Origin of the sequence: uncultured Jannaschia sp. (assembly GCF_947494055.1) — a bacterium.
Classification (GTDB): Bacteria; Pseudomonadota; Alphaproteobacteria; order Rhodobacterales; family Rhodobacteraceae; genus Jannaschia.
The window spans coordinates 33,476-43,651 of the sequence record NZ_CANLTR010000029.1; the positions used below are offsets into that span (position 1 = coordinate 33,476).

The window sequence follows — 10,176 nt, forward strand, 5'->3', positions numbered from 1 at the left end:
AGGAGTTTCCATTGATGGCCCATGAAGACATTCTCGACGAGCTTGATCGTCGCCGCGCGGCGGCGTGTGCGATGGGCGGCGAGGAAAAGCTCGCCCGACGGCGTGAGCGCGGTACCCTGAACGCTGAGGAGCGCCTCGACGCACTGATCGACGAGGGCAGCTTCTACGAGACGGGCTTCCTCGGCCGCTCGAGCTTCTCGGCGCAGGCGGCCGGGAAGTCCCCGCGCGACGGCAAGATCACCGGCTTCGGGACGATCGACGGCCGCGACGTGGGCGTGGTGGTGAACGACTTCACCACGATGGGCGCCTCCACTGGAGCCACCAACTCCAAGAAGATCGGTTACATCCGCAAGACTTGCACCGAGAAGGGCATGCCCTTCGTGCATGTGGGGGAATCGACCGGGGCGCGGCTACCCGACGCGATGGGATCGCGCGGCATGGGCCAGATGCTGGGCAACGACACCACCCAGTTCCGCAGGATGCGGGAGTCGCCTTGGGCGGCAGCCGCGCTCGATACGTCCTTCGGCTCCTCGGCCTGGCTCTGCTGCTGTGCCGACTTCGCGGTCATGAAGAAGGGCTCGATCATGTCGGTGTCGAGCCCGCGCCTTGTCTCTATGGCTATCGGCGAGAAGGTCGAGCTCGAGGAGCTGGGCGGCTGGCGCATCCACGCCGAGCAGACCGGTCTCATCGATCAGTTCGTTGACACTGACGAGGAGGCAATGGCGGCGCTGCGCCGGTTCCTCTCCTACATGCCGGGCCACAACGGCGAGCTTCCCCCAACGGCGCCGGTGGCAGAGGGCTCGGGCGACGACCAAGAGCGAATCCTCGACATCCTTCCCGAGACCCGAAACCGCGTCTACAATATGAAGAAGATCATCGATGTGATCTTTGACGTCGGCAGCGTCTTCGAGTTCAAGCCCCGGTTCGGAAAGTCGGCGGTTGTGGCCCTTGCCCGGCTCGAGGGCAAGGTCGTGGGGGTCGTCGCGAATAATCCCCAAGTGGGCGGCGGCGCCCTGTCCGCCGAAGCCTGCCGCAAGATCATCGACTTCACCGTCCTCTGCGACAGCTTCAACATCCCGATTGTACGCCTCATGGACACGCCTGGATTCGTCGTGGGCACCGACGCCGAGCGGCGCGGCGCGCCGGGTCATATCATGAACTTCATGAACGCGACCTGCCTGACGACCGTGCCGCAGGTCACCGTGATCTGCCGCAAGGCCTATGGCCGCGCCTACGTGGCCATGGGCGGCGGGGCTCACAACGATTCCATGATCGCCTGGCCGATGGCGGAAGTCTCGTTCATGGATCCGGTTTTCGCCACCAGCATCGTCCACAACCGCACCCCCGGCGACGAGGGCTTCGAAGATGCGCTGATCGAGATTCAGAAAGACCTTGAGATCTGGGACATGGCGACGATCTTCTCCGCCCACGACGTGATCAAGCCGCAGGAGACCAGGAGTTCCCTTATTCGGATCCTCGACATCCACCAACGCCGACGCTCCGGCGGCATTGGAGACCACCTGATGCGCAGCTGGCCGACGAGCTATTGATGGAGACGCCCGTGACGAACGCACGCCCCGTCGACGACATTGTCGATCACGCCCTCGAAAACGGTCATGCTGCCCTGGACGAAGCCTCCGGAAAGGCGCTTTTGTCCCAGTTCGGAATCCGTACGCCCCGCTCTGAGGTAGTCGACGGCGCTGAGGCGGGCGCCCGGACCGCAGCGCAGATGCGAGGACCCTTCGTGGTCAAGGTCGTTTCTCGCGAGATCTTGCACAAATCCGACGCGGGCGGCGTTACGCTCGGCCTTGCCGACGCCGACGCCGTGGCCGCCGCGATCCACGAGATGGAGGCGAAACCCGCCATTCGGGCCGCCGAGGTCGACGGGTGGCTAGTCGAAGAGATGGCGCCCGCTGGGCGGGAGGTCGTGGTCGGCGGTCTGAACGATCCCGAATTCGGACAGATTATCATGGTCGGAATCGGCGGAATCTTCGTCGAACTTCTAAAAGACGTCGCCTTTCGTATCTGTCCAATCGACCGGAACGACGCCTTGGCCATGCTCGCCGATCTAAAGGGAGGGGCGCTCCTGCGCGGAGCCCGCGGCGAAGCGGCCGTCGACGAGAACGCGCTCGTCGAGGTGATGCTCGCGCTTGGCGGCGCAGATGGGCTGCTCATGCGGTATTCGGATCGGATCGCCGAGGCTGACCTCAACCCGGTCATTGTGTCGGCGCAAGGCGCCGTCGCAGTCGACGCACGGTTTATCCTGACGCAGGATCGGCGCCTCGCTCCGGCCCCCGAGGTCGATGGCGCGTCGGCCGCCGAGACGTTCCGACCCCTCTTCGAGCCGCGGACGGTCGCCGTGCTCGGTGCCTCCACCAAAGACGTGTCCATCGCCAACACGTTCATCCGCCGGCTTCGGACTTTTGGCTATGCAGGTCCCATTTACCCGATCCACCCCAAAGCGAAGGAGATCGAAGGGCTCGCAGCTTATCCGTCCCTCGCTGATACGCCCGAACCGGTCGACTACGCCTACGTGGCAATCGGCGCCAAGCGCATCCCCGACGCTCTGGCTGCGGCGAACGGACGTTGCCGCATCGCGCAGGTGATCTCCTCGGGCTTCGGCGAGATCGAGGAGGGTAAGGATCTAGAGCGTGAGCTGGTCAAAAAGGCGAATGCGGGCGGGGTCCGTGTACTGGGGCCGAACTGCCTCGGCACCTATTCGCCGCGGGGCGGGCTCACCTTCCCGTCGGACGCACCGAAGGAGGTTGGCCGCATCGGCATCGTGTCGCAATCGGGAGGGCTGAGTACCGACATCATTAAGCGCGGTCAGTGGCGCGGCCTGCGGATGAGCGGCCTCGTGACCGTGGGCAACAGTGCCGACGTGAAGCCCCACGAGCTTGTAGAATACTACTTCGATGATCCGCAGACCCGCGCCGTGGGGCTATACATCGAAGACGTGCGCGAGGGTCGGGCCTTCTTCGAACTTCTGCGCCGCCATCCCGCGCCCAAGCCGGTTGTTGTACTGAAGGGCGGCCGCACCGCGCAGGGCCGGATGGCCGCCGCCTCCCACACGGGTGCGCTGGCCGGCGACGACCGTGCTTGGGAAGCGCTGGCCGCGCAGCTTCCCGTGGCGCTTGTCACAACCGTTGACAGCTTCATTGATGCGCTCCTCGCGCTGCAGCATTATGCGCTTCGCCCTGCAAAGCCAACGAACTCAGTGGTGCTGTTCGGCAACGGAGGCGGCGCGAGCGTATTGGGAACCGATGCCTGCGTCGACTACGGCCTGTCCCTGCGCCCGTTCGAGGGACGGACGCTCTCTCTGCTCGAGGGGATGGGCCTGCCGCCTGGAACCAGCGTGCTCAACCCCATCGATACGCCGGTGCGCACCCTGCAAGAGAAGGACGGATTCGTCGCGGGCGAAATCCTGGACACGGTTCTCGAGCACGGCCGGCCTGACGCGGTCGCCATGCATCTGAACCTGGCCGCCTTCGTGGGACGGGGCACGGTCGATCCCATCGGAAACCTCTTCTCGATGATCGAGGAGGCGATGGAGAAGTTCCCCGGCACGGCCCACATGGCGCTCGCCTTGCGCAGCGACGGCTCGCCCGAGCTGGACGAGACGCGCCGCGCCTACCGCGCGCGCGCCGCCGCGATCGACTTGCCGATTTTCGACGAGATCCCGGCGATGGCCCAGGCGCTTGCCACGGTTGGTCACTTGGAGCGGCGTCTGGGCGCGCGGGCCGGATCTCCCGTGGGCACCTGAGACGTACAGATCCGGGCGGCGCCGGACGCCTGCTTGGATCTCAAAGACCGGTTTTCTGCCGGAAGGTCTCTGCCTGTTCGGGGGTGAAACACGCTAGGCGCAAGTCGCGAAGGTACGGGCCGAAGGCCGCTTCGATCTCTCCGCCGAAGCGCGTACAGATTTCCGCCATGTAGTAATCATGGCGAATGAGGGATTCCGCTAGGTTTACGATCGGCCGATTGGAGGTATGGACCGCCCGTACCTGTTCTGTGACGTGGGCTGTTAACATCGAACCGTGATCGACGGCGATGGTGAAGAGGTTGTCCGTACTCCCCATTCTCAATCCGTTGCCCTCGTGGATGTAGGTTCGGCAGCGCGGTCCGAAGGTGAACCGCTTCGCATCCGGCCCGTAGACCACGATTAGCATCTCCACGCCGCGCTCACCGGCCTCAGTCAGGCTGTCGATATGACGGGCGAGAATATCGTCGGCCGCCTTGATCATCAGCGACTCGCGGGCGTTGACGATCAGTCGGTTGACTTTTTCATGGATCGAGCTGTCGCCTGTCAGCGACCAGACCAACTGATCGTCGACCGGCGCCGCCATCTCCGATAGACGAACGCTTACGTCGTTGCAGAGCGCCGTAGTCTCCCGTGCGATGGACCCCAGCAATTCCTCGGGCGGCGTCGCGACATAGCGGGCGGGGCTTTCGCTGACGGCGAGCACGGCGCCCCGTTGCGCGAGCGCCTCCAGCGCGTTGTAGGTGTTGGGCCGCGGCACGCCGGCATTCTTCGACAGCTCGTACGCCGTGCCGGGCTTTCCCTGTCGGACGAGCTCGATGTAGATGCGCCCTTCGTAATCGGTGAACCCCAAGCGCCGCAAATCCGCCATAAGATCGTCGGGCGCAGCTTGTACGCGCAATGCCAAGTTGCTGCTCACATGGACCTCCACGTCGTATCAGATCTACTGAAAGAATAGCATTCCATTACCGTACAACGCCCAGATCGCGGCGGGAGGCAAGAGCGCCGTGCGCGAGGGCAGAGAGCCCGCCGCCGTCGGTCTACCGGATCGGAAACCCGTCTCTCATCCCTTCGCGGCGGTCAGCCTCTTGACATTGTCGTCGACGAAACCGGTATAGACGGCGCCGCTGCGGAACCCCGCATCCTCTAAACAGGCGATCAGGAAGTCCCGGTTAGTGTGGATACCCTCGACCCGGACGGCGCGGAGCGCCGCTAGCGCCGCCTCGCAAGCGGCCATCCGGTCCGGGCCGTGAACGATCAGCTTCGCCAGCATCGGATCGTAGTAGGTCGTGACCACGTCCCCTGCTCGGTAACCGCTTTCGATCCGGAGATCTTCGCCCGCCTCGGGCAAGTCGAACACGTCGAGCGGGCCAGGGCTCGGCATGAACATCTTCGTCGGGTTCTCGGCATATAGGCGGCATTCAATAGCGTGGCCATGCATCTCGATCTCGGCTTGGTCGATGCCGGTCAGAGCCCCGCGGGCCAGATCAATCTGCATCGCGACGAGATCGCGATCAACGATCATCTCGGTCACCGGATGCTCAACCTGGATGCGTGTGTTCATCTCGAGAAAGAAAAACTCGAAGCTGTCGGCGTCGACGATAAATTCGATCGTGCCGGCGCCGCGGTACTCGGTTTCCTTGCAGAGCGCGAGCGCCGCCTCAGCCATCGCGTCGCGCGTCTCTGGGGGCAGGCCGGGGGCAGGGCTCTCCTCGATCACCTTCTGGAATCGCCGCTGCACCGAGCAGTCGCGCTCGAAGAGATGGATCGCCGTGCCGTCCCCGAAACCGAAGACCTGGATCTCGACATGGCGGGCCTTGGGCACGAACCGCTCGAGAAACACTGTCCCGTCGCCGAACGCTTTCTGCGCCATGGACTGCGTGGCGGTGACGGTCTTCTCTAGACTCTCTGGCCCGTCGACTCGACGCATGCCGATCCCGCCGCCCCCGGCGGAGGCCTTCACTAGAAGCGGATAATCGATGACGGCGGCGGCCCTGTCGAGGTCTTGGATATCACCGATGGCGAAGCGGCGGCTTCCCGGAACAACGGGCACGCCTGCCCGTTCGGCGATTTCGCGTGCACGCTGCTTGTCGCCCATGGCGCGCAAGGAGTCCGGATGCGGGCCGATCCAGATCAGACCCGCCGCCTCGACCGCTTCGGCGAATTCGGCGTTCTCTGACAGGAACCCATATCCCGGATGCACCGCGTTCGCGCCGGCCGTCCGCGCTGCGTCGATTACCCGGGCGCCGTCGAGATAGCTGTCACGGGCAGGCGCGGGTCCGATCGGCACGGCAGTGTCGGCGTCGGCGACATGGGCCGACCCCGAATCTGCCTCCGAATAGACGGCCACAGTCCGCAGCCCCAACTCGCGCGCGGAGCGGATGATGCGGCGCGCAATCTCGCCCCGGTTTGCGACAAGCAAACTCTGCATGTTCATTAGACCTCGATCCGGGCGACGACAGTTCCTTCCGTGACGACATCCTCCGGCGACACCAGGATCTCAACCAGCGTCCCGTCTTCGGGGCTGGCGACCGGAATCTCCATCTTCATAGATTCGAGGATCATGATCGGGTCGTCCTCGCTTAGAGCTTGGCCGATCTCGGCCTCGATCTTCCAAACATTCCCCGTGATGTCTGTCTTGACGTCGATGGTGGGCATCGCTTGCTCCTGAATCGGCAAATTCCCGGTTGACCTCCATAATATCAATCCCTGATAGTTGTTGCAAGTGCAACTACCCTAGGGCGGCATTTTCGCAGCTGCTGAAAGGAGGAACGCCGCATGGCTCTGAAGAGTATCCTAGCCGCCTATGTCGGGGACGCTGCTGGCTCGGGTGGGTTGATGTTGGCAAGCCACATGGCCCGGAAGTACGATGCACATCTGACAGGAGTCGTTTGGCACGGACCAAGTCCGCTCGAACACCGCTTCCATCGTTACATCACTAAAGAAGTTAGAGATGCGATCAGCTCTCGCGAAGACGAGATCGTGGCCGGCATACGAGCTGATTTTCAGTCGAGGATCAGCGATGAGGGGCTCGACGGCCGGGCGCATTTCATCGACCTGAGAAGCGACAGCGATTTCAGCTTGGCGAGCTGCGCGCGCAAATACGACATCACCGTGATCGGTCACCGCGCCTCGGCGCTCGGGCGCAACCAGTTCTCAGTCCGGCCCGACGTCGTGGCGCTCCGCAGCGGCAAGCCGGTCGTCGTGGTCCCTCCGGCCTTCGACCCTGCGAAGCTCGGAACGCGCGCCCTTGTCGCCTGGGATGGCAAGCGGTCGGCCGCGCGGGCCCTCGGCGACGCACTCCACATCCTGGCCACCAAGGAACAGGTCACCGTCCTCACGATCGGCGAGCCCCCGGCCGACGAGTTGGGCGACGGACCGGTGGACCTACTCGCTCGCCACGGCATAAGCGCCGAACGGCTCATTCGCCCCGAGGCCTCGGGCGGTGTCGCGGCGACCATCCTCGCAGCCTGCGCCGAGACACGGGCGGGCCTTCTAATTATGGGTGCCTACGAACACAGCAAGTTTGCCGAGGATCTCCTTGGAGGTGTCACACGGAATATCCTCAACGCTGCCGAACTGCCGATCCTCATGTCTCATTAGGAGACGTCGAACTGATTTAACACCAATATGGCAGAAATGGCGATCTCGCTTAGATGGCGCCTATTTGAGAGGCTGTGTACGAAGTTACGAAAGGCGCCGCTTGTTAAAGCTGTGCTGCGCCGGCCTAGACACGTAAGAAGTCCGTCCTGAACATCACGCTGGGTGCGCGATCTGACGGTTTGGCGGGGTGAGAATCGGGGTTGCGTCGCCCATGAGGCAGAGCAGCGTGGCGAGGATTTCGGCCAGAAGAGCCTGGAGGTGGGCGAGGATCAGGCGGATGTTATGGCCTGCCCCGCAAAGCACGGCGTGGAGCGCATCGCCGATGGTACCCTCGAGGGGCGAGCGCGACAGGCGGCCGTCCGTCTTCATGTGGCCGATGGTTGGCTCGATGGCCGACCGTCGGCGCAGGGCCCGTCGGAGCGCGCGGGTCATGCCGCGGCGCTGGCCGGAGATGTAGACGGTGGTGCCGGTGGCGGGCTCGATGCCGTGACCGCGGTAGCCGCGGTCGACGAAGACGCGCCGGGGGCGGGCGTCGGCGAGGATCTCGACCTGTTCGACGGCCTCGTGCAGCGTGTGGCCGTCGTAAGGATTGCCGGGCATCGAACGCGTGCCGACGACGAAGCCCTCGCGATGGGTCGTGGCGACCGAGACCTTGCAGCCGAACTCGTAGCGCTTGTGCGCCTTGCCCTTCGAGATGCAATCCACGTCCGGCTCGTGCAGCGCGTAGAGCTTGCGCGTGTCGCGGGGCTTCTGGCGCAGCAAGCGGGCGACGAGGGCGAGCTGTCCTTCGATCCGGGCACGCAGGGCGTCGTCGGTGACGGTGTGCAGCCTGCGGGCGACGTCGCGCATCACGCGGCCGGTGTAGCCCTTGAGGGTGCGCAGCCCCTTCCTCATCCGCTCGAACTGCCGGGCATGGGCGTAGCGGCCAACCTGCCGGGCCAGGCGGGGGCCAAGGCGGGCATAGCTCTGGCGCAGCTCGATCCCCGCCTCGCGCGCCAGGCCCACGAGGCGCAAGCGAGCGCGCTTGTGGAGCCGGGTGTCGGTCGGATGCGCGATCGCCTTCTCCATCACGGTGGTATCGACGATCACGTCGCGCGTGCTGCGCGTGTCGATCACGCCGGCACGCCGACCGGCCTCGATGGTCTGCGTCAGCAGCCACTCGACACCCTCCTTTCCGATGCGGCCCCGCCAGCGGGTCGGCGATGACGGATCGATCGGTGGGCGATGCTGAAAGAACACCTCGCCACAGAAGTGCTGCCAGTAGGGGTTCTCCGACCATCGCGCGACGACGGCCTCGTCGGAGAGCGCGTGGGCGTGCTGGAGGTAGAGCAGCCCCGCGACTAGCCGGGGCGACGTCGCGGGTCGACCCGTGTGCGACGGGAAGAACCCTGCCCACTCAGCCTCGAAAAACTCCCAGTCGATCAGCGCCTCAAGCCGCACCAGCTCGTGGCGCATGTCGATCAGATCGGTAAGCCGGGGGCGAAGCAGGTCGTCTTGGTCAGGCGCGCGAGGTTTGGGCTTCATCGGGCCTCCGAAATCGCAGGGCTCCGGGCTCAAGAATACCAAACCCTGCGAAACCAGCACAGCGAACGTCGGTTCGTGGCGTGAAATCAGAACGCTAGACGTTGTTCAGAGCGGACTAAGTATGAAATAACCGGCATTGCCCTCGGTCCGACGCATGACCCGATCTACGGATTGCACGACGTCAATCAGCGGATCCTGCGAAGACAGCATCCCGAGCACCCTTCTCAAGGGGTATCTTCGCGGCGAGAGGACGACTGCGCCGCGTAGGCCTCATCTGCAACGATGATCACCGAGAGATGCGCGAATGCACCGCCTTAATCGGACAAGCCCGCCGAGGGCGGCGTAATTGACATACCGCTTTTGAAGCCAAGGTTAGGGCGGACCGGGAAGAGGGAGCCGAAACCGTATGGCCGGACCGCTGCAGGGTATCCGTATCGTCGATGCGACCTCGATGATTGCGGGGCCGCTGGCGACGATGATCCTCGGCGATCAGGGCGCCGACGTGATCAAGGTCGAGAACCCGAAGGGCGGCGACCATTCGCGTCAGGTCGCGGGCCGCCGCGCTGGCTGGTCGGCGTCCTTCCTGCAGAACAACCGCTCCAAGCGTTCCATCGCGCTCGATCTGAAACGCGCGGAGGGCCTAGAGGCGCTTCACGCGATCCTCGGGACGGCCGACGTCTTCGTGCAGAACTGGCGACCGGGCGTCGCCGAACGGCTTGGCCTGTCGGAACAGGCGGTGCGGGCGCTGCGGCCGGACATTGTCTACGTCTCGATCGCCGGCTTCGGCTTCGAGGGGGACTGGGCCGACCGGCCGGTCTACGATCCGCTGATCCAGGCGCTGTCCGGCCTCGCGGCGGTGCAAGGGCAGGGGCGGGGCCGCCCCAATCTCGTCCGCACCATCGTGCCCGACAAGGTCACCGCAATCCAGGCGAGCCAGGCGATCACAGCCGCCCTCCTTGCCCGCGCCCGCACCGGTCGCGGCGATCACGTGCGCCTGTCCATGCTCGACACCGTCGTCGCCTTTCTCTTTGCCTCGGACTTCACCGGTCAGACCTTCATCGGCGACGAGGCGGAGGAGGAGACGTGGGACGAGGACGGCGCGGGGCAGGATTACGTGGAGCTGATCTACGAGACGGCGGACGGCTTCATGGCCGTCAGCGCGCATACGGACGCGACTTGGCAGGGCCTGTCGAAGGCGGTCGGACGGCCGGACTGGCTGGAGGACGACCGGTTCGCCAGTGTCGAGGCGCGGGAAGTGAACAAGGCGGCACGCCTCGCGCTGACGCAGG

At 64.8% G+C, this 10,176-nt stretch carries 8 protein-coding genes; 4 read left to right on the forward strand and 4 right to left on the reverse strand.

Annotated features, from left to right (window positions below):
- Positions 1-14 precede the first annotated feature (14 nt).
- Together Q1A87_RS17255 and Q1A87_RS17260 are read left to right on the forward strand one after the other, a co-directional pair.
- The gene (locus Q1A87_RS17255) at positions 15-1,550 is read left to right on the forward strand and encodes a carboxyl transferase domain-containing protein (RefSeq protein ID WP_299654072.1); all 1,536 of its coding nucleotides are present in this window, start codon (positions 15-17) and stop codon (positions 1,548-1,550) included.
- Positions 1,550-3,763 (forward strand): acetate--CoA ligase family protein, encoded by a 2,214-nt coding sequence (locus Q1A87_RS17260; RefSeq protein ID WP_299654075.1) that lies wholly within the window; start codon positions 1,550-1,552, stop codon positions 3,761-3,763. The genes Q1A87_RS17255 and Q1A87_RS17260 overlap by 1 nt, the downstream gene beginning before the upstream one ends.
- Before the next feature lie 40 nt (positions 3,764-3,803).
- On the opposite strand, the gene Q1A87_RS17265 is transcribed toward Q1A87_RS17260, so the two are convergent.
- The 3 genes from Q1A87_RS17265 to Q1A87_RS17275 form a co-directional block, all read right to left on the reverse strand.
- Positions 3,804-4,679 carry a TrmB family transcriptional regulator gene (locus Q1A87_RS17265; RefSeq protein WP_299654078.1) on the reverse strand — a complete coding sequence of 292 codons (876 nt, stop codon included), beginning with the start codon at positions 4,677-4,679 and terminating at the stop codon, positions 3,804-3,806.
- Between the two features lie 144 nt (positions 4,680-4,823).
- Positions 4,824-6,191, reverse strand: coding sequence for a biotin carboxylase N-terminal domain-containing protein (locus Q1A87_RS17270; RefSeq protein WP_299654081.1), 1,368 nt, complete (start codon positions 6,189-6,191; stop codon positions 4,824-4,826).
- Positions 6,192-6,196: 5 nt separating this feature from the next.
- Entirely contained in the window at positions 6,197-6,418 is a 222-nt protein-coding gene (locus Q1A87_RS17275; RefSeq protein WP_299654084.1) for an acetyl-CoA carboxylase biotin carboxyl carrier protein subunit, read from the reverse strand.
- Positions 6,419-6,538: 120 nt separating this feature from the next.
- On the opposite strand from Q1A87_RS17275, the gene Q1A87_RS17280 reads away from it, so the two are divergent.
- Positions 6,539-7,363, forward strand: a complete 825-nt coding sequence (locus tag Q1A87_RS17280) for a universal stress protein (RefSeq protein WP_299654087.1) — start codon at positions 6,539-6,541, stop codon at positions 7,361-7,363.
- A gap of 153 nt (positions 7,364-7,516) precedes the next feature.
- Here Q1A87_RS17280 and Q1A87_RS17285 read toward each other — a convergent pair whose 3' ends face one another.
- Positions 7,517-8,887 (reverse strand): IS5 family transposase, encoded by a 1,371-nt coding sequence (locus tag Q1A87_RS17285; RefSeq protein WP_299654090.1) that lies wholly within the window; start codon positions 8,885-8,887, stop codon positions 7,517-7,519.
- A 406-nt stretch (positions 8,888-9,293) separates the two neighbouring features.
- On the opposite strand from Q1A87_RS17285, the gene Q1A87_RS17290 reads away from it, so the two are divergent.
- Positions 9,294-10,176: CoA transferase (locus Q1A87_RS17290; protein WP_299654093.1), on the forward strand; the 883-nt coding region annotated here is incomplete at its 3' end.

What these genes read in the sequence shown, in the direction of transcription:
- Q1A87_RS17255 (WP_299654072.1), top strand. Translation starts at nt 15, where the DNA reads ATGGCCCATGAAGACATTCTCGACGAGCTTGATCGTCGCCGCGCGGCG.
- Q1A87_RS17260 (WP_299654075.1), top strand. Translation starts at nt 1,550, where the DNA reads ATGGAGACGCCCGTGACGAACGCACGCCCCGTCGACGACATTGTCGAT.
- Q1A87_RS17270 (WP_299654081.1), bottom strand. Translation starts at nt 6,191, where the DNA reads ATGCAGAGTTTGCTTGTCGCAAACCGGGGCGAGATTGCGCGCCGCATC.
- Q1A87_RS17275 (WP_299654084.1), bottom strand. Translation starts at nt 6,418, where the DNA reads ATGCCCACCATCGACGTCAAGACAGACATCACGGGGAATGTTTGGAAG.
- Q1A87_RS17280 (WP_299654087.1), top strand. Translation starts at nt 6,539, where the DNA reads ATGGCTCTGAAGAGTATCCTAGCCGCCTATGTCGGGGACGCTGCTGGC.
- Q1A87_RS17285 (WP_299654090.1), bottom strand. Translation starts at nt 8,887, where the DNA reads ATGAAGCCCAAACCTCGCGCGCCTGACCAAGACGACCTGCTTCGCCCC.